Source organism: Streptomyces blattellae (assembly GCF_009709555.1).
GTDB lineage: Bacteria > Actinomycetota > Actinomycetes > Streptomycetales > Streptomycetaceae > Streptomyces > Streptomyces blattellae.
Genome location: NZ_WJBG01000086.1, coordinates 1 through 611, shown reverse-complemented (window position 1 = coordinate 611; position 611 = coordinate 1). Strand labels below are relative to the sequence as shown.

1 protein-coding gene is annotated in these 611 nt (G+C 70.2%); it reads right to left on the bottom strand.

Going from position 1 to position 611, the window contains the following annotated elements:
- Positions 1 to 611: RNA-guided endonuclease InsQ/TnpB family protein (locus GFH49_RS01710; protein WP_155053934.1), on the bottom strand; the 611-nt coding region annotated here is incomplete at both ends.

Below are 611 nucleotides of genomic sequence, written 5' to 3'. Positions count from 1 at the left end.
CCGAACCCGGCATCGGCCACGCGGCGGGCGAGCCGCTTGTTGCGCAGCATCCCGGCGACGTTGAGGTCTTCGACCACGACCGTGCCGTACTCGGCGCGCACGCGGGTGGTGAGTTTGTGAAGCGTGTCGGTGCGCAGGTTCGCCACCCGGTGGTGGATCTTGCTGCGCCCGGCGTTGGCCTTCTCCCACCGTTTCGACGGCTTCTGGCCGGTCCGGCGGTCCGGTCCCTGCCGCCGGGAGACTCGGCGGGAATGGAACCGCAGCAGCTTCAGGGCGCCGTCCAGGTGCTTCGGGTTCGGCTCGTAACGTACTTCGCCGGAGCTGTCGGCCAGCACCGCAAGATGTTTCACCCCCAGATCGATCCCGACCGCAGCGTCCGGCCGGTCGACGCGGACGATCTCCCGGGCGGTCTCCACCTGAAAGGAGACGAACCAGCGCCCTCGCTCGTGCCGTACGGCCGCGGACAGGATGCGCGCCGTACCGGCCTGGACACGCGTCAGGAGCTTGACCGTGGGTTCGTGAGCGCGGATCGCACCCAGCCGGGGCAGGGTGACGTGCCGGCCGTCCGGCTCGACACGGATCGTGCCGGTGGTGAACCGGCAGGCCAGACG